The organism is Novosphingobium sp. Leaf2 (genome assembly GCF_001421325.1).
GTDB lineage: Bacteria > Pseudomonadota > Alphaproteobacteria > Sphingomonadales > Sphingomonadaceae > Novosphingobium.
The window spans coordinates 261,153-279,492 of the sequence record NZ_LMJY01000012.1; the positions used below are offsets into that span (position 1 = coordinate 261,153).

General features: G+C 63.8%; 21 protein-coding genes, 1 tRNA gene and 1 pseudogene. 10 read left to right on the forward strand and 13 right to left on the reverse strand.

Annotated elements, in window-relative coordinates:
* Positions 1–70 precede the first annotated feature (70 nt).
* Positions 71–433 (reverse strand): hypothetical protein, encoded by a 363-nt coding sequence (locus ASE49_RS07820; RefSeq protein ID WP_056770974.1) that lies wholly within the window; start codon positions 431–433, stop codon positions 71–73.
* Positions 434–562: 129 nt separating this feature from the next.
* Here ASE49_RS07820 and ASE49_RS07825 point away from each other — a divergent pair, with 129 nt between their 5' ends.
* Entirely contained in the window at positions 563–1,249 is a 687-nt protein-coding gene (locus ASE49_RS07825) for a winged helix-turn-helix domain-containing protein (protein WP_056770131.1), read from the forward strand.
* Positions 1,246–2,616 (forward strand): sensor histidine kinase, encoded by a 1,371-nt coding sequence (locus tag ASE49_RS07830; RefSeq protein ID WP_056770134.1) that lies wholly within the window; start codon positions 1,246–1,248, stop codon positions 2,614–2,616. Before ASE49_RS07825 ends, ASE49_RS07830 begins: the two co-directional genes overlap by 4 nt.
* A 15-nt stretch (positions 2,617–2,631) precedes the next feature.
* On the opposite strand, the gene ASE49_RS07835 is transcribed toward ASE49_RS07830, so the two are convergent.
* On the reverse strand, positions 2,632–3,429 hold the full coding sequence (locus ASE49_RS07835; RefSeq protein ID WP_056770137.1) for a transporter: 798 nt from the start codon (positions 3,427–3,429) through the stop codon (positions 2,632–2,634).
* A 231-nt stretch (positions 3,430–3,660) separates the two neighbouring features.
* On the opposite strand from ASE49_RS07835, the gene ASE49_RS07840 reads away from it, so the two are divergent.
* Positions 3,661–3,737 (forward strand) — tRNA-Met (locus tag ASE49_RS07840).
* A gap of 602 nt (positions 3,738–4,339) precedes the next feature.
* Here the strand turns inward: ASE49_RS07840 and ASE49_RS18925 are convergent.
* Positions 4,340–5,425, reverse strand: a pseudogene (locus ASE49_RS18925) (recombinase family protein); the annotation flags it as partial.
* Positions 5,422–5,559, reverse strand: a complete 138-nt coding sequence (locus ASE49_RS18165; RefSeq protein ID WP_156370194.1) for a hypothetical protein — start codon at positions 5,557–5,559, stop codon at positions 5,422–5,424. The gene ASE49_RS18165 and the pseudogene ASE49_RS18925, both read right to left, overlap by 4 nt.
* A 105-nt stretch (positions 5,560–5,664) precedes the next feature.
* Between ASE49_RS18165 and ASE49_RS07850 the strand changes: the two genes are divergently transcribed.
* The 4 genes from ASE49_RS07850 to ASE49_RS18170 all read left to right on the forward strand — a co-directional run bounded on the left by ASE49_RS07850 (position 5,665) and on the right by ASE49_RS18170 (position 7,599).
* Positions 5,665–6,144 (forward strand): hypothetical protein, encoded by a 480-nt coding sequence (locus tag ASE49_RS07850; protein WP_056770142.1) that lies wholly within the window; start codon positions 5,665–5,667, stop codon positions 6,142–6,144.
* Between the two features lie 125 nt (positions 6,145–6,269).
* On the forward strand, positions 6,270–6,464 hold the full coding sequence (locus ASE49_RS07855) for a hypothetical protein (protein WP_056770144.1): 195 nt from the start codon (positions 6,270–6,272) through the stop codon (positions 6,462–6,464).
* 125 nt (positions 6,465–6,589) lie between these two features.
* A complete protein-coding gene (locus tag ASE49_RS07860; protein ID WP_056770147.1) occupies positions 6,590–7,132 on the forward strand; it encodes a recombinase family protein in 543 nt (180 codons plus the stop codon).
* A 38-nt stretch (positions 7,133–7,170) separates the two neighbouring features.
* Entirely contained in the window at positions 7,171–7,599 is a 429-nt protein-coding gene (locus ASE49_RS18170; RefSeq protein WP_235522881.1) for a hypothetical protein, read from the forward strand.
* A gap of 119 nt (positions 7,600–7,718) precedes the next feature.
* Here ASE49_RS18170 and ASE49_RS07865 read toward each other — a convergent pair whose 3' ends face one another.
* The 7 genes from ASE49_RS07865 to aspS all read right to left on the reverse strand — a co-directional run bounded on the left by ASE49_RS07865 (position 7,719) and on the right by aspS (position 13,660).
* Positions 7,719–7,925 carry a hypothetical protein gene (locus ASE49_RS07865; RefSeq protein WP_056770148.1) on the reverse strand — a complete coding sequence of 69 codons (207 nt, stop codon included), beginning with the start codon at positions 7,923–7,925 and terminating at the stop codon, positions 7,719–7,721.
* 28 nt (positions 7,926–7,953) lie between these two features.
* Positions 7,954–8,469: a 2'-5' RNA ligase family protein gene (locus ASE49_RS07870; RefSeq protein WP_056770151.1), complete on the reverse strand. Its 516-nt coding sequence runs from the start codon at positions 8,467–8,469 to the stop codon at positions 7,954–7,956.
* Positions 8,466–9,002, reverse strand: a complete 537-nt coding sequence (locus ASE49_RS07875) for a peroxiredoxin (RefSeq protein WP_056770154.1) — start codon at positions 9,000–9,002, stop codon at positions 8,466–8,468. The genes ASE49_RS07870 and ASE49_RS07875 overlap by 4 nt, the downstream gene beginning before the upstream one ends.
* A gap of 86 nt (positions 9,003–9,088) precedes the next feature.
* Positions 9,089–10,063 (reverse strand): endolytic transglycosylase MltG, encoded by a 975-nt coding sequence (gene mltG, locus ASE49_RS07880; protein WP_056770157.1) that lies wholly within the window; start codon positions 10,061–10,063, stop codon positions 9,089–9,091.
* A 4-nt stretch (positions 10,064–10,067) separates the two neighbouring features.
* Positions 10,068–11,330: a beta-ketoacyl-ACP synthase II gene (gene fabF / locus ASE49_RS07885; protein WP_056770160.1), complete on the reverse strand. Its 1,263-nt coding sequence runs from the start codon at positions 11,328–11,330 to the stop codon at positions 10,068–10,070.
* Between the two features lie 153 nt (positions 11,331–11,483).
* A complete protein-coding gene (locus ASE49_RS07890; RefSeq protein WP_056770163.1) occupies positions 11,484–11,720 on the reverse strand; it encodes an acyl carrier protein in 237 nt (78 codons plus the stop codon).
* Between the two features lie 128 nt (positions 11,721–11,848).
* Positions 11,849–13,660 (reverse strand): aspartate--tRNA ligase, encoded by a 1,812-nt coding sequence (gene aspS, locus ASE49_RS07895; protein WP_056770165.1) that lies wholly within the window; start codon positions 13,658–13,660, stop codon positions 11,849–11,851.
* A 183-nt stretch (positions 13,661–13,843) separates the two neighbouring features.
* On the opposite strand from aspS, the gene ASE49_RS07900 reads away from it, so the two are divergent.
* The 3 genes from ASE49_RS07900 to ASE49_RS07910 all read left to right on the forward strand — a co-directional run bounded on the left by ASE49_RS07900 (position 13,844) and on the right by ASE49_RS07910 (position 16,438).
* Positions 13,844–14,158 carry a hypothetical protein gene (locus tag ASE49_RS07900; protein ID WP_056770168.1) on the forward strand — a complete coding sequence of 105 codons (315 nt, stop codon included), beginning with the start codon at positions 13,844–13,846 and terminating at the stop codon, positions 14,156–14,158.
* 65 nt (positions 14,159–14,223) lie between these two features.
* On the forward strand, positions 14,224–15,453 hold the full coding sequence (gene rnd / locus ASE49_RS07905) for a ribonuclease D (protein ID WP_056770170.1): 1,230 nt from the start codon (positions 14,224–14,226) through the stop codon (positions 15,451–15,453).
* An 88-nt stretch (positions 15,454–15,541) separates the two neighbouring features.
* Entirely contained in the window at positions 15,542–16,438 is an 897-nt protein-coding gene (locus tag ASE49_RS07910; protein ID WP_056770173.1) for a hydrogen peroxide-inducible genes activator, read from the forward strand.
* Between the two features lie 17 nt (positions 16,439–16,455).
* Here the strand turns inward: ASE49_RS07910 and ASE49_RS07915 are convergent, their stop codons facing one another.
* Both ASE49_RS07915 and pgsA read right to left on the reverse strand, forming a co-directional pair.
* Entirely contained in the window at positions 16,456–17,649 is a 1,194-nt protein-coding gene (locus ASE49_RS07915) for an MFS transporter (RefSeq protein ID WP_056770175.1), read from the reverse strand.
* Positions 17,650–17,720: 71 nt separating this feature from the next.
* Positions 17,721–18,314, reverse strand: coding sequence for a CDP-diacylglycerol--glycerol-3-phosphate 3-phosphatidyltransferase (gene pgsA / locus ASE49_RS07920; RefSeq protein ID WP_056770177.1), 594 nt, complete (start codon positions 18,312–18,314; stop codon positions 17,721–17,723).
* Positions 18,315–18,340 lie beyond the last annotated feature (26 nt).

Genomic DNA, 18,340 nt, shown 5'->3' on the forward strand with positions numbered 1-18,340 from the left:
AATTGCCTGTGCTTCACCGCAAGATGAACAATCGGCAATCTGCGAAAAAGCGCGCACGGCGCCCCCTCGCCTACTTCCCCAGCGAATAGGTGATGACAAAGCACGCCACCGTGAGCAGCGACATGGCGATGATGAACGTCGCATCGGCGGCCCGTTCCAGCCAGTGCAGCCGCACCTTGGACTGCACGCGCAGCGCGAAATACGAACTGAGGCTGGCGAGCAGGAACAGCAGCGCGTCCACGGACAGCAAGTCGTCGGCTATGGTCTCGTCGCCGTTGACCACCATCGCTACGTGCAGAAGGCCGATCCCGGTCATGCACACGCCCACCATGCCCGATGCGATCGGGCAGATCAGTCGGCACGTGCGCTCATCCAGCGCGGCAAGCCGGTGCGCTTCGCCGGACGGATCATCCGCAGCATTATCGGGGTCCATCATCGAAAGCCTTGCTGCAACGGGTGCAAGGCGGATACGGTGCCGCGTTCCTCCGGCTGCTGGAGGAAACATGAAGGAAAGTTAATCCGCGACGATGGCAGACGCAGTGCACAGCGCAGACCTTTCCGCATGAGCCAGAAGATCCTGATGGTAGAGGATGATCCGGCCACCGCCGAGTTCATCGCCAAGGGCCTGGAAGAAGCCGGCTTCGTGGTCGATCGGGCCGAGAATGGCCGCGACGGCCTGTTCCTCTCCACCGACGGTGGCTACGCCTGCATCGTTCTGGACCGCATGCTGCCCGGGCTCGATGGCATGGCGGTGCTGGCCGCGCTGCGCGGCGCCGGCGTGGAAACGCCGGTCATCATTCTGTCCGCGCTCGGCTCGCCTGAAGACCGGATCAAGGGGCTGACGGGCGGCTGCGACGACTATATGGTCAAGCCGTTCACCTTTGCCGAACTGCTCGCCCGCATCAAACTGCTGATCCGGCGCAGCGCGTCGGCGCCGGCGCCCGATACCGTGCTGCGGTGTGACGATCTGGAGATGGACCTGCTGTCCCGCCGGGTCCGGCGCGGCGATCGGGCGATAGACCTGCAGCCGCGCGAATTCCGGCTGCTGGAATTCCTGCTGCGCCACGTGGATCAGGTCGTCACCCGCACGATGCTGCTGGAAGGCGTGTGGGATTATCATTTCGATCCCGGCACCAACGTGGTTGATGTGCACCTCAGCCGCCTGCGCAAGAAGATCGACGAGGGCGAAGCGCGCCGCCTCCTCCACACCGTGCGGGGGGCGGGCTACCGCATCGGTTCCGAGCCTTGATCGCGCGCTCCACCACTTTCCGGTTCGCGGCGCTGGTGTTCGCGTTCCAGCTCATCACCGCAGCCGTGCTGTTATTCGGCCCTGCCGCACTGCTGCGCTCGCAAAGCCACGCGAACGCCATCGCGGTGGCCGAAACGATGCAGGACGATCTGGTCCAGACGTATGCCAGCGCCGGGCTTTCAGGCCTCGCGCATGCCATAGACACGAGGGTGTCCCGGCGGATCGAGCGGGCAGCGGCTGTCCTGCTCACCGATCCTTCGGGCAAGCGGATCGCCGGCAACCTGGACAAGATCCCCGCCGGCCTTGCGGTGAACGCGCCTTACGAGATGGTCGAACTCACCCGCTCGGGCCATGCCTCCCCCGAAGCGATACTGATGCAGTCGGTGCGATTACCTGGCGGTGCGGTTCTGGTGACCGGGACGGTGATCGAAAGCGAGCGCCAGATCCTGGCCCTGCTCAAGCGGACCAGCATGATTGCGCTGGCGCTGTCGGTGGTGCTGGCCGCCTTCGCGGCGTTCGTCTCCACGCGCCTGATCCTCAATCGCCTGAAGGCCAGCGTTTCCACTTTGCGCGCGGTGCGCGCCGGCGATCTGGGCCGCCGCGTTCCGCGTGACGAAACGGGCGATGCGTTCGCCTTGCTGGGCAGCGAGGTCAACCAGGCGCTGGACCGGGTCGCATCGCTGAACGACGAACTCAAGCTGGCGACCGACGGCCTCGCCCACGATCTGCGCTCCCCGCTCACTCGCATGCGCGCTGCGCTGGACCGGCTGGCCGAACACGTGGACGACGAGGCCGCGCAACCTTTCGTCGATCAGGCGCTGGCCGAGACCGAACGTCTGATGGCGATGATCGAGACCGCGCTCAACATCACCCGCGCCGAAGCGGGGATCGGGCGCGAAAGCTTCATTCCCGGTGACTTGTCGGAACTGCTGAACAACGTGGCCGAGATCTACGCGCCGCTGGTGGAGGATCAGGGCCGCGCCATCGTGGTCGAAGCGCCCGCCGCCTTCGAGATGCCGGTCCATCGCCAGTTGCTGGATCAGACCATCGGCAACCTGATCGACAATACGCTGAAATACGGCGCGGGCACGATCACCCTGTCACTGCGCCCGGAGCCGGACGGGGCAACGATCTCCGTCGCAGACGAGGGGCCGGGCATCGCGCCGCACGACCGCGAGCAGGCCCTGCGCAGATTCAGCCGGCTGGACCAGGCTCGGCGCGGTTGGGGTGCGGGCCTTGGCCTGTCTCTCGTCCAGGCGGTGGCGCACCTGCACGATGGCACAGTGGATCTGCGCGATGCCGCGCCCGGTCTCGATGTCGTGATTCGGCTACGGATCGCCCTGACGCCAGCGCTCCCGCCGCGCTAACGTTCGACCCTGCTTTCAGAACCGGCGCGATACGCCGAAATATAGCTCTACGTCATTGGCGTCCCGATCAAGGCCCAGGATCGTCCCGGCGTCGAACTGCAGGTTTTTCGCCGGCTGCCACGCCAGCGAAAGCCCGGACACCTGCTGATGAGTATACCCGGACGGATCGCGATCGAACGTAATCTGATATTCCGCCGCCGCCGATAGCTTTTCGCCCAGCTTCACCGCCGCGCCAACCGTCTGGCCCACTGCCAGATGCCGCCCGTTGCCGTCGTCATCCACCGCTGCATCAAGCTCGCTGGTGGAGGTCAGGCTGACGGTGTCGGAAACCTGGACGGAGATCGGCACCAGCGCGCCTGCTCCCCAGTCCCCTGCACCGACCGGACTACGCCCCGTGGGCAGCGACACGAAGCCGGCCAGCGCGACTGAAAATCCGGAGCCATCGGGGTTCGCCAGATTGCGGCGCACCCCCAGCGTCACGTCACCGGTGCGGGTCTCACGCGCCATCTGTCCGGTGGTGTAATCACGCGTTCGCGAAAACCCCAGGCTCGTCCAGCCAAGCTGCACTTCCGCATGATCGGCAAAGCCGTACCGCAGGCGCAGGTCGCCGGTCAGGAACAGGTCCTGACGCTGGTCCGCATCCCGGCTCAGCGTCCAGTCGCCCAGCCCCGCCTCCAGCGACAGCGTGCCCGGCGCCATCGTGCACGGCGGCGTATCGAGGCCAGGCCGATCCGGGCAGTAATCGCGCTCCGCCGCCCACGCCGTGCACGGCAGCAACGCCAGCGCCGCAGCTGCGATATCCCAAATACGCATTGCTCAGATCCCCCGTGGCCCACGCCATAGCATGTCCCCAGCCCCCGTCATGTTCCCGTTGCGCCATCATGGGTTCGGCAATGTCCAAAGCCCCGCATCGCAGGCGCGACAACGTCGCACGACAGCGCCCATTTCGCTGTTGACCGATCCCGACCTCATCCGTAAAGGACGCGACCTGCGCTGCTGCGGCGGCGCACCATGCGAACCTTGCGTTTCACCAAGGTCCGATATGGCGGAGTAGCTCAGTCGGTTAGAGCAGCGGAATCATAATCCGCGTGTCGGGGGTTCGAGTCCCTCCTCCGCTACCATTCTTCCCCCCGACAGCGGGGAGCCGGATGGAACCACTCGCGCGTGAAGCTGCTGGGGGCATCGAGGCAAACGCCTCGTTGTCCCCCAGAGCGGCAGGAAGCAGAAATCGCTCGCCGATCAACGCTTCCAACCTGCCAATGATTTCGATCTTCGGAGGCGGCGTGTGGCGGTTGCGCGATGCGCCAGCCGGATGAAGCACCACCGTTTCGATCACCTCGCGCACGACCTTGGCGGCTTCTGACTCGCCGTCTTTGCCCAGTGTCTCGTGAAGCCGCGCTACGGCAGTCAGGTAGCGTTCGCGCGCGCCGGGGTGGAGCACGACAACGCTGGGTGTTGCCATCGCGGCCAGCCGCTGCCGAAGATCATTCTCCTTCGTGAGCGTGGCCTGAAGCTCCGGCTGGGTGCGAACGGGATCGCATAGGCCGTCCATCAGCAGGTTGTTGAGCCGCTCGGCTCGCGCCGACGCCTTCACAAGTTCCGCTTCGAGCGATGCCCGTTGCGTGGTCGATGACATGCGCAGCCGCTTCATCTCCGCCTCGTATGTTTCGAGGAAGTCGCGGATCGCGTCAGGCTCCTGAAGTTCACGCCGCAGCAGGCCGAGCACACGAGCCTCAATCTCGTCGATGTAGTAGCTGCGGGGATCAGGGCAGTCGCCGCTCTCCTTGTGGCGCGAACATTGAAACCGCGTGCGCCCCGTCTTGTCCGTGCCCTTGGTGGACATGCCGCTGCCACAGGCACCGCATCGAAGCAGGCCGCTGAAGACGCGCTTGGCGGCGCGGGCACGCTGGGGCGGCTCCTGCCGCTTCTTGGCCTTGCGCACCGCTACAGCGTCCCACAGTTCGTCCGACACGATGCGCAGGTGTTCGGCGTCGGCGCACACCCGTTCCCCAACGTCGTTGCGCCGGGACACGCGCTTGCCGGTGTTCGGGTTCACCACCATCCGGCTCTTGTTCCAGACAATGCGTCCGACATAGAGTTCGTTGTTCAGGATGCCGCTGCCCCGTGCCGCCTCGCCGTGGATACACGACGCCGCCCAACGGCTCCCGCGTGGCGGCTTCACCCCGCGCTCGTTGAGGTCGGCTGCGATGGCGCGCGGGGTCTCGCCTGCCGCATAGCGCTCGAAAATCTCGACGATGATCCGCGCCTGATCCTCGACGATCAGGAGGGTGCCGCCGCGCCGCTTCTCGTGCGCGTGTCGCGGTGCCGATTGGTAGCCGTAGGCGCGGCCTCCCGCCGTGAAGCCGCTGCGGACGATGCCGTCCAGACCGCGCCGCACCATCTGCGCGGTCTGCTCGCGGGTGAGGTGCGCCACCAGCCCCTTCACCGCCGCGCCCATCGGGTCGAGCACGGTGTTCGTCGCCGCCTCGATGACGGTGATGCCGAGGAAGGTCAGGTGCTCAATGGCCTTCTGGACATCGCCGTTGTTCCGCGACAGGCGGGAGACATTCTCGATATACAGGACGGTGAACTCACCCCCGTATGCGGCCTTCATCATCGCCTTGTAGCCGTCGCGCAGCAAGACGGACGCGCCGCTTTTGGCGTAATCGGGGAAGCGGTTCGATGCGGGAATGGTGTGGCCGTTGCCAACGGCGCGCCGCTCCGACAGCGCTACCTGATCGTCGATTGATGTCTCGTCCTGAAGGTCCGAACTGTAGCGCGCGTAGATCGCGCCGATAGCGGGCATCATGAACTCGACTCCAGACCTGCGGCTTCGGTAGCATAGTCGGCGGCGGCGATGATCTTCGCAAGTGCTCGTGCGAGGTCGCGCACGAACTCGCGCCGCGCCTCGTTGTGTTTGTCTGTGTGGTTAGAGTGATCCATGCCCTGATCCTGACAGGGCGGACCAGTTCGCGGCTATAAATAAATCAGCACGAAGCGCAGATTGATTTATTGAAAGCGCGGGATGGCGTCTGGTATCTTCAATTCATGACCACCACAACCTTAAAGACGAACTGGCTGAACTTTCTCTCCGATCAAGACTTCACCCACGCTATCACCTTAAAACCCAACGACGCCAACTTCACAAAGTCGGTCGCCGCACTTCATCGCCTGTTCGTCAAGGCGCACATGCTGGTTCAGCGCCGCCTGATCGGGCGCGGGTTCAACCTCGCCCAGAATCGCGCGCGACAGACACCGGCCTTGGGCATTGTAGAGGGTTCGTTGCTGACGGGCCATATTCACGGGGCCTTCAAGGTCGCCCCGGATGACTGGTCGAAGTTCGAGGGGCTGTTCGTCGGGGAGAAGCGGCGCGGCCCGGATCGGAACATCTGGCGGACGCTGGTCGCCAGCGGAACATGCGTGGTGGAGCCGATCCACGGCGCGAAGGGGTGGCACAGCTACACCTTCAAGGATGTCTGGCAGACCGACGACACCGACCGTCTCGTCATGCTGCCGCTGTCGGTCTGACAACCGACCTCGCCGTTCGACCGTCGTCTGTTGCTACCAGCAGGGCCGAGATCGCCGTGAAATCACCGGACTCCAGCGCTCTCCGTCAGGAGGGCAATGGAGAGTAATGCTCAAAGGAGAAGGACATGAAATACAAAGACATCATCGAGTCCATAGCGGACGAAGCCATAAAGGCAGCACAGAAGCGATTGAAGGCGAGCCAGCAGATCGACAGCGCACGACGGAAGAGGAGCACTGCCGCGCAGAAATATCAGGACGCGCTGCGAACCGCCAACCAGTCGGAACAAGCCGCCAAGGCAAAGCTAAACTCGCCGAAGTGATCGCGTCCAACAGGGTATACCTGAACGGGTGCGCGATGCGGCGATGAAATCTGTTCCGAATAGCTTGACACGAGGACCCTTTCGGAACATACCGATAGAGTCTTCAGTATATACGGAACAGCGCGATGTTGATCGGCTACGCGAGGGTGAGCAGCATAGGGCAGGACCTCACCGTTCAGGAGGAGGCGCTCCGCGCTGCCGGTTGCGAGCAAATCTACAGCGAGAAGAAGTCCGGTCGGCAGGCGGAAGATCGCGAGGCGCTCCACGACGCCATGAAGGCCGCGCGCACCGGCGACATCATCGTTGTGTCGCGCCTCGACCGCTTCGCGCGCTCGACGCAGGACCTCCACAACCTGCTCGCCGCGCTCGAAGCGAAGGGGGTCGGCTTCCGGTGCCTCGCGCAGAGTGGCGTTGACACAACGACGCCGACCGGCAAGCTCACCCTGTCGATCCTCGGCGCTGTTGCGGCCTTCGAGACCGATCTGCGGGCCGAGCGGCAGGCGGAGGGCATTGCTTGCGCGAGGCAGGAAGGGCGCTATAAGGGGCGCGGACCCAGCATCGACTATGCGAAGGTGAAGCGGCTTCACGGGCAGGGTATCAGCCCTACTGAAATCGCGAGCCTACTGGGCGTCGGTAGGACGAGCGTCTACCGGGCGCTTGCCGCGTGAGTCGAGGTATCCCCCTTCTCTTGCTGATGGCGTTGACCTTGGCCGTTAGCGGCTGTTCGAGCGTCTATGACATACGGGCGAAGATCATCGACGGCAGACTTGCGTTCGTTGCCAAAACTGATTTCTTCGGCAATCCCGATTGCGTCCGTGGGATCAGCGTCGCAACTGATGATGGTCCTGCCGCATCACCGGAAGCGGGCGATGATGTAAGCGCGGTCCGCCGGGGCGTTTACTGGGAGCAAACATTCTCCTCGCCATCCTGCGATAACCCGTTTCCAGTGGTATACGGGGCACGGCTGTCCGGCCCGCTGTTCAAATACGCAGACGGTCAGACGAAGTCTGTGAAGGCCAAGCCTCTTGTAAAGGGAATAACTTACAGCGTTTCGGCGCAGAGTAGTGGATCGGCCTACGGAGGTGGCAAATTTCGAATTACACCCGAAGGTAAGGTCATCAATCTCGGGCGTTAATCGCGCTGCCACCACCTATGGCCGTTCAGGATCGGCGGCAAGCAGCACAAAGTGTGTCGGGGGGATCGACCGAAGCCCTCCTCCGCTACCATCTTACCCCCACGCATCAGCAAGGTCTATCAATCCGCCGGGGCCTTGTTCGCCTGCATCGAGCCTGGGTCTGCACCCGGTCGGGCGAGGATGCCGATAGTGGTGGACGTAATGCCGATGGCGATCACGAACATGATCACCAGCGCGATCGAGAAGGCCACAGCCTTGCGCACGCTGGTTTGGGCTGCGGGCGTGGACATGCGCTCGTCCATCAGGTCCTTGTCTTGCTCTGTCATAGCTCTCTCCCCTTATCGGCTTTGGCCGTTATCCTGAATCTTTGCCGCGAAACGGCAGCACCCGGATCTGCCGCCACGGGCCCCCTTCGTAGGCATAAAGGCCCAGTCCGCGAAACCGGAACGTAACCAGGGAAAAGCCGGGGCGCAATTCATCCTGCAACGCGCGTGCGGCCTGCGCGCTCACCTTGTTCTGGATGGTGACATGCAAGCGCGCTGGCTGCACGTCCTGGCGGGTGAGCAGGCCATGCATCCGCTCTGCGATCATGCCGTGACATTCCACCATTGCATCGCTTTCGATGGCAAAGGCGGTGCCGCCGCCCAGCTTCATCAGGCCGGTGATGCGCGCAAGCGGCGGTGGCGCCTTGGTGATCCGCCCCAGCAGTTCCAGCACCTCTTCCTCGACGTGTGCGGGCAACGCATGAAACAAGGTGACATGCGCGCTAAGCTGATTGCGCTCGGGCGGAAAATGCGCGCGGCGCAAACCATCCACCCACGTGAAGACGTCAGCGGGCAGTTCGGCTGTGACGATCAGCGGCGTCGTCAGACCGCACCCTTTTGCAGTGCCTCCAGCACCTTTTCAGGCGCGGTTTCGCCATACGGGTCATCGTCCGAGCCGGTGTCATTGATGCCCGGTTCCTCGAACCAGGCGGTGATGTGATTGTCGTCCACCACCATGGCATATCGCCAGGAACGCAAACCGAAGCCCAGGTGATCCTTGTCGATCAGCATCCCCATGCGCCGGGTGAAGTGCCCGGAACCGTCCGGCAATAGTTTCACCTTCGACAAGCCTAAATGGCGGCCCCATTGATACATCACGAACGCGTCGTTGACGGCGATGCAATAGACCTCGTCAGCCCCAGCAGCACGGAAATCATCGTAGAGGCGCTCGAACGCGGGGCACTGCTCGTTGCTGCACGTGGGCGTGAACGCGCCGGGCAGCGAGAATATCACCACGCGCTTACCGGCAAAGGCATCATGCACGTTCAGGTCTTCCCACCGGAACGGATTATCGCCGCCAATGGATTCGTCGCGGACGCGGGTTTTGAGGACCACATCGGGTATCTGACGATCGAGCATGCTGTTCCCCCGGGTAAAAGCGCAAAGGTTCAGGCTCGATAATGCACCAGTGCCATTAAAGTTCGCAAGGACAGCGCCCGCCGGCCTTACAATTCACCCCGTGCCCGGCGGATCGCGAACCACTTGGCGACGTTACGGTTGTGCTCTTCCAGGGTATCGGCGAACGCATGGCCACCGGTACCGTCGGCCACCATGTAGAGCGCCTTGGTCTTGGCCGGGTTCAGCACTGCGGCGATGGACGCACGGCTGGGGTTGGTGATCGGGTGCTTGGGCAGGCCCACCATCGTATAAGTGTTGTAGTCGTTGACCGCCTGGATTTCGGACTGGAGGATGCGCCGGCCCAGCCGCTTGCCCTTGGTGATCGGATAGATGATGGTGGGATCAGCCTGCAGCAGCATCCCTGTCTTCAGGCGATTCGAATACAGCCCCGCTACCATTCGCCGCTCGGACGGCTTGCCGGTTTCCTTCTCGACGATGGAGGCCAGGATTACCGCCTGCTCGGGCGTTTTCACCACCAGGCCCGGCGCGCGCTTGGCCCAGAGCTCCTTGACGGTGCGGGTCATCGCCGCCTGCATGCGGCGCAGGACGGCCTGACGCGCTTCGCCTTTTTCGAACGCGTAGCTATCCGGCAGGACGGAGCCTTCCGCCGGCATGCTTACGTCTCCTGTCAGCGAAGTTTGCGCCTTCAGCCGCTCGTACACCATGATCGAGGGCATGCCTTCGGGCACGACAACGAAACGGCGGATGATCTCGTCACTGGAGATGATCGCCAGCACGCGCGAAGCACTGGCATGCGCCGGTATCGCAAATTCGCCGGCCTTGATCGCGCTGCCGCCGCCCAGGATCCGCGCGCGGAACACGAACCCGCTGGCCGAGCCGATCACGCCCTGTTTCTGCAGGCGGTCCGCGACATCGGCAAGGCTGGCGCCGTTGGGCACGATGAAGTGCGCTTCCTTCTGCAGCGGCCCGGATCCATACCAGCCGCCCAGAAAGGCCCACAGGCTCCCGACCAGAACGAGGGCGGCGATCGCCGCCAGAACGCATCCGCGCCGGGAAACCATGATGTCAGTCGATCTTGCGCATCACCAGGCTGGCGTTGGTGCCGCCAAAGCCGAAGCTGTTGTTGAGGACCGCGCGCACTTCGCGCTTCTTGGCGACGTGCGGCACCAGATCGACGCCGATGCAGCTCTCGCTCGGATTGTCGAGGTTGAGCGTGGGGGGGACGATCTGGTCACGCAGGGCCAGGATGCAGAAGATCGATTCCACCGCACCCGCACCGCCCAGCAGATGGCCGATGGCGGACTTGGTGGAACTCATCGAAACACCGTCGATCGCATCGCCGAACAGGCGGCGCACGGCGCCCAGTTCCAGCTCGTCACCCAGCGGCGTGGACGTGCCGTGGGCGTTGATATAGTCGATGTCCTTGGGTTCCAGCCCGGCCTTGCGCAGCGCCATGGCCATGGAACGATACGCGCCCGAGCCTTCCGGATGCGGGGCGGTGACGTGATAGGCATCGCCCGACAGCCCGTATCCGATGACTTCGCAGTAGATCTTCGCGCCGCGCGCCTTGGCGTGTTCGTACTCTTCGAGCACGACGACACCGGCGCCCTCACCCATCAGGAAACCGTCGCGGTCCTTGTCATAGGGGCGGCTGGCCTTGGTGGGCTCGTCGTTGAAGGCTGTGGACAGCGCACGCGCCTGTGCGAAGCCGGCGATGCCGATCGGGCAGATCGTGCTTTCCGCGCCGCCCGCTAGCATGATGTCAGCGTCGCCGTCCTTGATCATGCGCGCCGCATCACCGATAGAGTGCGCGCCGGTGGAACAGGCAGTGACGACCGCGTGGTTGGGGCCCATCAGGCCGTACTTGATCGAGACCTGACCCGAGATCAGGTTGATGAGGCGACCGTGCACGAAGTGCGGCGAGACGCGGCTGGGGCCCTTGTTGGCCAGCACCAGTGATTCGCTTTCAATGCCCGGCAACCCGCCGATGCCCGATCCGATCGAGCACCCAGCCATGAACCGGGTTTCCTCGTCCATGTCGGTAAGGCCGGCATCTTCGATCGCCTGCCCCGCCGCGTCGATCCCGAACACGATGAACGGATCGACCTGACGCTGCACTTTGTGATCGACGCGCTTGTTGGCATCGAAGCCGTATTCGTGATCGGCCGGCTTCACTTCGGCGGCTATGCGACACTTCTGGTCCGACGCATCGAACTTCGTGATCTGCCCGGCGCCGGATTTGCCGGCAAGGATGTTGGCCCAGGTAGTCTCCACGTCAGCGCCCAACGGGGTGACAAGACCAAGTCCGGTGACGACGACACGACGCATTATGCTCTCCGAAATGCTACCTGGCCGCATTTTCAACTGGCCGAAAACACCGACAGGCCCGCCCCTTAGAGGTCGAGCCTGTCAATTTCAATCCGGTGCGCGCTCCGCCCTGTCCGGCATGCGCCGGCAGGGATCGGAAACGCGGGTGCCAGATCAGCCCTTGTTTTCTTCGATGTACTTGATGGCATCGGAAACAGTGGTGATCTTCTCGGCAGCGTCATCGGGGATTTCGACGCCGAATTCTTCCTCGAACGCCATGACCAGCTCGACGATGTCGAGCGAGTCAGCGCCCAGATCGTCGATGAAGCTCGCGTCCTCGGTTACCTTGTCGGCTTCGACGCCCAGATGCTCGACGACGATCTTCTTAACCCGATCGGCGGTATCGCTCATGTGTATAGACCTCTTCGAAAATAGGCGGCTTTGAATCTCGACAGTGCCCTAATGTCTGGGCGCGACGCTGGCAAGGGCCTTGGCTTAACAGATCGACAGGATGGACCAAAGACGCGCGCTGGAACGGCTTAAGCCTTCGGCTCCGTCCCCGCCGCCGGCTGCTTTACCGGCTCCACCACCCGCAAGTGCAATTCGCGCAGCTGTTTGGCTTCGGCCGGGCTGGGCGCGTTCATCAGCAAGTCCTCGGCCCGCTGGTTCATCGGGAACAGCGTGATTTCGCGCAGGTTCTGCGCCCCGCATAGCAACATCACGATGCGATCCACGCCGGCCGCCATGCCGCCATGCGGCGGCGCGCCATACTGGAAGGCGCGATACAGGCCACCGAAGCGCTCCTCGACGTCAGCCTTGGACAAACCGGTCATCTCGAACGCCTTGACCATCAATTCGGGAGACTGGTTGCGGATCGATCCCGACGCGATTTCGTATCCGTTGCACACCAGATCGTACTGGTAGGCCTTGATCGTCAGCGGGTCCTGATTTTCCAGCGCGTCCATCCCGCCTTGCGGCATTGAGAACGGGTTGTGCGCGAAATCCACCTTCTTGTTGTCCTCATCCCATTCGTAGAACGGGAAATCGACGATCCAGCACAGCTCGAAGCGATCCTTGTCGATCAGGTCCAGCTGCTCGGCCACGCGGGTGCGGGCAAGGCCGGCCAGCTTGGCGGCCTGCTCTTCCTTGCCCGCCGCAAAGAACACACCATCGTTGGGGCCAAGGCCCAGCGCCGCGATCAACGCCGCGGTTTTTTCCTCGCCATGATTCTTGGCGATCGGGCCGCCGGGAACGCCATCCTTGATGTTGATGTAGCCAAGGCCCGAATAGCCTTCGCCGCGCGCCCACACGTTGGTGTCGTCAAAGAACTTGCGGCTGCCCGCGCCTGCGCCCGGCGCCGGGATCGCGCGGATCACGCCGCCATTGGCAACGATACCGGCAAAGATGCCGAAGCCCGATTCGGCGAAGTGCGCGGTCACGTCCTTGACCAGCAGCGGGTTGCGCAGGTCAGGCTTGTCGCTGCCGTAATCCAGCATCGCCTGCGCGTGCGGAATGCGGCGGAACTGGCCCGCCGGCGTCACCGGCTTGTCGCCCGCGAACTGCGCGAACGTGGCACGCAACACCGGCTCCATCGTTTCCCACACTTCTTCCTGGGTGACGAAGCTCATTTCCAGGTCGAGCTGGTAGAACTCACCCGGCAGACGGTCGGCGCGCGGGTCTTCGTCACGGAAACACGGGGCGATCTGGAAATAGCGGTCGAAGCCGGCCACCATCAGGAGCTGCTTGTACTGCTGCGGGGCCTGGGGCAGCGCATAGAACTTACCGGCGTGGATGCGGCTGGGCACCAGGAAATCGCGCGCGCCTTCGGGGCTGGAGGCGGTGAGGATCGGCGTGGAATACTCGGTAAAGCCGATGTCCTCCATGCGGTGCCGGATATCCCGGATGATCTGCGTGCGCTTGACGATGTTGGCGTGCAGCGTTTCGCGGCGCAGGTCGAGGAAGCGATACTTCAGACGGATATCCTCGGGATATTCCTGCTCGCCGGCCACCGGCATCGGCAGTTCGTCTGCCCGCGACAACACCGTGGCGCTGCGCGCGTAGACTTCGATCGCGCCGGTAGACAGGTTGGGGTTCACCGTCCCTTCGCTGCGGGCCTTGACCGTACCCTCGATGGTGACGACGCTTTCGGCGCGCAGGCCATCAAGCAGTTCCAGCGCCGGGCTGTCGCTATCGGTTACGACCTGGGTGATGCCGTAATGGTCGCGCAGATCGACGAACAGTACGCCGCCATGGTCGCGCTTGCGGTGCACCCATCCCGACAGGCGAACCGTCTGGCCGACCTCTGCCGCGCCAAGCGCGCCGCAGGTATGAGTGCGATAGGGATGGGTCATGGCGGGCTCGTGCTCTTCACATAACGAAAAATGACAAGGGCCGCCCCTAGTCCAGTGAGGCTGCAATTTCCAGACGCGGATTGCAAAGCCTGGAAACCGCCCGCGCGGTAACCCCGAATAAACCATTGCGGTCTAACCTTGGGTAGTAACGGGGGCACGTTAGGTTAGCGGAGCACGACGCATATGTTCGCGGAAAGCAGGCTGGACGAAAATCTCCTGAACCGGGGCAACCCCACTGACGCCGCGTTGCTGGAGCCCTGGGCGGATGCACCTTTCGCCGGGCATGGCGATGGCGATGCCGCAGTTGAGGCGGCGACGCCCGACGAAGCTCTTGACGATCCGTATGACGGCCTCCACCTGCCGCCGCCCGGCGTCCACACAACCGGAACCCAACTGCGCCGCCGCATCGTGACAGCGGACAGCATCGCGCAACTGACGGCGAACGCCAGGCCCAGCGTGATGCAACGCGTGTTACGCGCTATTACGCGCCGGACATAAACCGCGATAGAACGGGAATACGAAGCGTTGATCCCCCGCCCCGTTCAGCGTAACGCCTGCGTTCCATGAAAATTCATCCGCTGATCACCACGTCCGAAGAACTCGCTGCGCTTTGCGCCCGCCTTGCGAAAGCCGATTTCGTGAGCGTCGATACCGAGTTCATGCGCGAGAACACCTATTGGCCCGAACTGTGCCTGGTGCAGATCGCCGATACGGAGGAAGCGGCGGCAGTCGATCCGCTGGCACCGGGCCTTGACCTCACCCCCTTGTGGGACCTGCTGACCGACAACGAGGAGGTGCTGAAAGTCTTCCACGCGGGCGGGCAGGATGTGGAGATCATCTTCAACTTCACCGGTCGCACGCCCCATCCGATCTTCGATACGCAGATCGCGACGATGGCGATCAGCCAGTCCGAGCAGATCGGCTACTCCAACCTGGTCGAATCGTGGCAGGGCGTGACGGTGGATAAAGGCGCACGCTTTACCGACTGGTCGCGCCGCCCGCTTACCGAGCGGCAGATCGAATATGCGATCGGCGATGTCACCTACCTGTCAAAGATCTTTCCCAAGATTCTCAAGCGTCTGGTCAAGACCGGGCGCGGCGAATGGCTGGACCAGGAAATGGAAAAGCTCGCCGATCCGGAGCATTATCGTAACGATCCCACCGAAGCGTGGAAGCGGATCAAGGCGCCCAGCCGCAATCCGCAGGTGCTGGGCCGGCTTAAGGCGATCGCCCAGTGGCGCGAACTCGAAGCGCAGAACAAGAACATCCCGCGTGGCCGCATCGCTCGTGACGAGACGGTGGCGGACATTGCCAGCCACCCGCCCAAGACCCAGGCCGACCTGGCAAAAGTGCGAGGCCTGTCGCAAGGATGGAAGGACAATGAAATCGGCCGCCGCCTGATGAACGCCATCGCCGAGGCCGAGCCGCTTCCCGATGACGAACTGCCCGCGCGCACGCCGCGCGGCGCACCGCTGGGCAAGGAAGGCGCGCTGGTTGCCGATCTGCTCAAGCTGCTGCTGAAGATCCGCGCCCGCGAGATCGACGCTGCCGCGCGACTGCTGGCCCGGAACGACGAACTGGAATTGCTGGCAGCCGGGGTTCGCAAGAACCTGAGCCTGCTGCAGGGCTGGCGCTACGAGGTGTTCGGGCGCGATGCGCTGGACCTTGTGGAAGGCAAGCTGGCGTTTGCGGTAGAGAACGGCAAACTCAAGATGACCCATGTGGACGATGCGGCAGTGGTCGAAATCCCGACGTCCCAGGAAACGGCGAGCGCAGCACCGGCGGCAGACTAACTGCGGCGCGCTTTGCGCTATCACACGTTCGCCGCGGCGCACAAACGCCGCACTTGGCTAAGCTACGTTGGCGTGCGATAGCACACGCGTGACCGTATATCAGCCGACGCTCAAGCAGCTTCAGTATCTCGTCGCCCTTCACGAGCATGGCCACTTTGGCCGCGCCGCCGATGGCTGCTTCGTTTCCCAATCCACGTTGTCCGCTGGCCTGCGCGACCTTGAAACGCTGCTGGGCGTCAGCCTGGTGGAGCGGACCAAGCGCGCGGTGCGCTTCACACCGCTGGGCAACGCGGTGGTCGCCAAGGCGCACCGGATCCTGCGCGAAACAGAGGAACTGTCGGATCTGGTGCAGTCCAGCGGCAAGCCGCTTTCGGGCGAGCTGCGGATGAGCGTCATCCCCACGATCGCCCCGTTCCTGCTGCCGCGCATGCTGCCGCGCTTGCGCCGCGAACGGCCCAACCTGCGATTGTTCCTGCGCGAGGAACCCAGCCAGGCCGCAGTCGAATCGCTGCACCACGGCCGGGCGGACTGCGTGCTGCTCGCCCTGCCCTACGCCACCGGCGAGGTGGAGAAGGAAACCATCGAGCTCGACGCGTTCTACGTTGCCTTCCCGAAGGACGATCCGCGCGATCCGCCCGCCCAGGTCACCGCTGACCTCATCGACGAGAACCGGCTGCTGCTGCTGGAAGACGGGCATTGCCTGAAGGACCACGCGCTGGCCGCCTGCAACCGCCCGGAACTTCGCGCCAGCGCGACCATGATCGGCACCAGCCTGCACACGCTGGTGCAGATGGTGGACAATGGCCTTGGCCTGACGATGTTGCCGGAAATGGCGCTTGACGCTGGCATTCTCAACGGCACCAACGTCGTTGCCCGCCCGCTAATTTCCCCCAATGCGAATCGCGAGATTGCCTTGGTATGGCGCAAGAATTCGCCCCGCGCCGACGAATTCAGGATGCTGGCCGATGAATTGCGCGCCGGCTGAAACGCAGTCCAAGCGCCTTACCTAGGGCGCCGCAGCTGAAGACCCAATCCGAGCAGCGCGATGGCGGTGCCAAGCACGCAAACCCCGTTCCAGCCCCATTGGTGCCAGGTGGCGACGGCCAGGCCCGAACTGGCAGCCCCGGCCAGGAAAATCAGCACCATGTAGACCGTGTTGATTCGCGAACGGGCCTTTGCGGACAGCGCGTAGATGATGGTCTGGTTGGATATCTGGCTGGCCTGTACGGCAAGATCCAGCAGCAATACCCCGACGATCAATCCGGCGATCGACTGCCACAGCCCGAACACCAGCCACGCCGCCAGACTGATAGCGCTGGCAACCACGATCACCAGGTGCGGCCCCCGGCGATCAGCGATGCGGCCCGCCAGCGGCGCGGCCAACACGCCCGCTACGCCCAGAATGCCGAACAGCCCGGCCGCTTCCGACCCAAGCGCGAACCTCGGCTCCTTGAGATGCAGGGCCAGCACCGTCCAGAAGATGCTGAACAGCCCGAACTGGCAGCACTGGGTGTACGCCGCCTGCCGCAGCGTCGGGTACCGCAGCCACAAGGCGCCAATCGAACTCAGCAACCCCGCATAGGTCAGGCCAGTCTCCTGCGGCTGGCTGCGCGGAAGCCGGACCGCCATCAGCGCCGCTGCGGCCAGGGTGATCGGCACTGCCAGCCAGAACATCTCGCGCCAGCCCGCAATCCCGGCGACGAAACCCGCCAGCGTGCGGCTCAACAGAATGCCGCACAGCAGGCCTGCCATCACCGTTCCCAGGATCCGGCCCCGGCTGTCCTCCGGCGCCAAGTTGGCCGCCAGTGGCACGATCTGCTGCGCGACCGATCCGAACAGCCCCACCAGCAAGGCGGCGACGAGCAGCAATCCGGCACCTGGTGCGATGGCCATGAACGTCAACGCAGCCGCCAAGGCCAGGAATTGCAGCAGGATCAGTCGCTTGCGCTCCACCAGATCGCCCAGCGGCACGAGCAGGAACAGGCCGGCCGCAAAGCCCAACTGCGTGACCGTAGGCACATACGTCACGGCCTGGCCCGCAACGTCGGCTTGCATCAGGCCGAGCATCGGCTGACTGTAATAGATGTTGGCAACCGCGATGCCGGTCGCCGCCGCCATGCTCAACACCAGCGCCCGGCTGGGCGAACGAACCGGGTTGGCCGGCGCTACGCTCGCCTGTGTGGTGGTCGCGCTCATCATGGATCCTTGTAAAGCGTCGGGCGGGACCAGTCGTAAGCGCTATTGTGCCGGGCAGTTCCCGCGCACGCTCAGTCCATGTGCTTGAGGCCGACGCGCAGATAATCCCAGCCGGTGATCAGCGTCAGTCCGGCAGCGGCCCACAGCGTCGTCAGGCCTACGGTGTGGGGCACGTTGATCTCCAGCGTGCCGAGCCACAGGTTCCACCACGGCATGGCGTTGCCCAGGATCAGCGCGCCCAGCGAAACGAGCTGGAACGTCGTCTTCCACTTCGCCAGCCGACTGACTGGCACGGAGACCTGCAGGCTGCCCAGAAATTCGCGCAGACCCGATACCGCGATCTCGCGAATCAGGATAACCAGCCCGGCGATCACATGCGCGTCGCCCACATAAGGGCCGCGCAGGATGCCTTGGGCGGTCAGCACCAGAATCACCGCAGCGACCATGATCTTGTCGGCGATCGGGTCCAGGAACACGCCCAGCCTGGAAACTGCGCCGCTAGAGCGCGCCAGATACCCGTCGAAATAGTCCGTAATGCCCATCAGGCAATACAGCACGAAGGCCAGGCCATAGCCGAACTGCCACGCGGGCCACCACAGCAGGAACGCCAGCAGCGGCACCGCGAAGATGCGCGAAAGGGTGAGAATGTTCGGCAAAGTCAGCATCGCGTCCTGCCATAGCCTGCAATCGC

What these genes read in the sequence shown, in the direction of transcription:
- aspS (WP_056770165.1), bottom strand. Translation starts at nt 13,660, where the DNA reads ATGACCCATCCCTATCGCACTCATACCTGCGGCGCGCTTGGCGCGGCA.
- ASE49_RS07820 (WP_056770974.1), bottom strand. Translation starts at nt 433, where the DNA reads ATGGACCCCGATAATGCTGCGGATGATCCGTCCGGCGAAGCGCACCGG.
- ASE49_RS07855 (WP_056770144.1), top strand. Translation starts at nt 6,270, where the DNA reads ATGAAATACAAAGACATCATCGAGTCCATAGCGGACGAAGCCATAAAG.
- ASE49_RS07875 (WP_056770154.1), bottom strand. Translation starts at nt 9,002, where the DNA reads ATGCTCGATCGTCAGATACCCGATGTGGTCCTCAAAACCCGCGTCCGC.
- mltG (WP_056770157.1), bottom strand. Translation starts at nt 10,063, where the DNA reads ATGGTTTCCCGGCGCGGATGCGTTCTGGCGGCGATCGCCGCCCTCGTT.
- ASE49_RS07915 (WP_056770175.1), bottom strand. Translation starts at nt 17,649, where the DNA reads ATGAGCGCGACCACCACACAGGCGAGCGTAGCGCCGGCCAACCCGGTT.
- ASE49_RS07865 (WP_056770148.1), bottom strand. Translation starts at nt 7,925, where the DNA reads ATGACAGAGCAAGACAAGGACCTGATGGACGAGCGCATGTCCACGCCC.
- ASE49_RS18165 (WP_156370194.1), bottom strand. Translation starts at nt 5,559, where the DNA reads ATGGATCACTCTAACCACACAGACAAACACAACGAGGCGCGGCGCGAG.
- rnd (WP_056770170.1), top strand. Translation starts at nt 14,224, where the DNA reads ATGAAAATTCATCCGCTGATCACCACGTCCGAAGAACTCGCTGCGCTT.
- ASE49_RS07850 (WP_056770142.1), top strand. Translation starts at nt 5,665, where the DNA reads ATGACCACCACAACCTTAAAGACGAACTGGCTGAACTTTCTCTCCGAT.
- ASE49_RS07835 (WP_056770137.1), bottom strand. Translation starts at nt 3,429, where the DNA reads ATGCGTATTTGGGATATCGCAGCTGCGGCGCTGGCGTTGCTGCCGTGC.
- ASE49_RS07825 (WP_056770131.1), top strand. Translation starts at nt 563, where the DNA reads ATGAGCCAGAAGATCCTGATGGTAGAGGATGATCCGGCCACCGCCGAG.
- pgsA (WP_056770177.1), bottom strand. Translation starts at nt 18,314, where the DNA reads ATGCTGACTTTGCCGAACATTCTCACCCTTTCGCGCATCTTCGCGGTG.
- ASE49_RS07890 (WP_056770163.1), bottom strand. Translation starts at nt 11,720, where the DNA reads ATGAGCGATACCGCCGATCGGGTTAAGAAGATCGTCGTCGAGCATCTG.
- ASE49_RS07860 (WP_056770147.1), top strand. Translation starts at nt 6,590, where the DNA reads ATGTTGATCGGCTACGCGAGGGTGAGCAGCATAGGGCAGGACCTCACC.
- ASE49_RS07900 (WP_056770168.1), top strand. Translation starts at nt 13,844, where the DNA reads ATGTTCGCGGAAAGCAGGCTGGACGAAAATCTCCTGAACCGGGGCAAC.
- fabF (WP_056770160.1), bottom strand. Translation starts at nt 11,330, where the DNA reads ATGCGTCGTGTCGTCGTCACCGGACTTGGTCTTGTCACCCCGTTGGGC.